The organism is Pseudoalteromonas sp. SG45-1, assembly GCF_014164135.1.
Classification (GTDB): domain Bacteria; phylum Pseudomonadota; class Gammaproteobacteria; order Enterobacterales; family Alteromonadaceae; genus Pseudoalteromonas; species Pseudoalteromonas distincta.
In genome coordinates, this window is sequence record NZ_JACJEP010000072.1 from 1 (window position 1) to 593 (window position 593).

Here is a 593-nt window from a genome sequence, read left to right on the forward strand (position 1 = left end):
TAATTCCCTTCGGCTAATGTGCCTGTTGGTGTCGCACTCCAGTTACCATTGGCATCGGTTTGTACATCAATGCTTTGAGTGGCATTTGCTGCATCTGTAAACGTCACCGTGATGGTGCTGTTAGGTGCATCACTGGTGCCTGTCACAGTTGGCGTGCTGTCATTTGTTAATACTGGCGCATCTACACTCACACTTGGTGCTGTGGTATCAATGGTGCCGTTGCCGGTAATATCGGTGCTGTTACCTGCCACATCACTAATACTTGCTTCGATGCTATACGGCCCTTCTGCCAGTGCAGTCGGTACTTCTATAGAGAAGTTGCCGTCTGCATCAACCGTGGTGGTAAAGGTTTGTGTATTGCCTTGATCGTCAACAATCGTGAAGTTAATAACGGTGCCTTCAACGGCATCACTTGTGCCACTGAGTGTCGGGGTGATGTCATTACTTGAGCCTGGGCTGGTAAGTACAAGTGTTGGTGCAGTCGTGTCTACTTCACCAGTGCCAGTAGCGGTGGTGTCATTGCCTGCTGCATCGCTCACGCTTGCGCTGATGGTGTATCCACCTTCTGCAATGGCTACCGGTACAGGGATTGA

At 50.3% G+C, this 593-nt stretch carries 1 protein-coding gene; it reads right to left on the bottom strand.

Annotation, left to right across the window (positions count from 1 at the left end; translation table 11 throughout):
- On the bottom strand, positions 1 to 593 hold a 593-nt coding region (locus H5117_RS20935), incomplete at both ends, for an Ig-like domain-containing protein (RefSeq protein ID WP_182739026.1).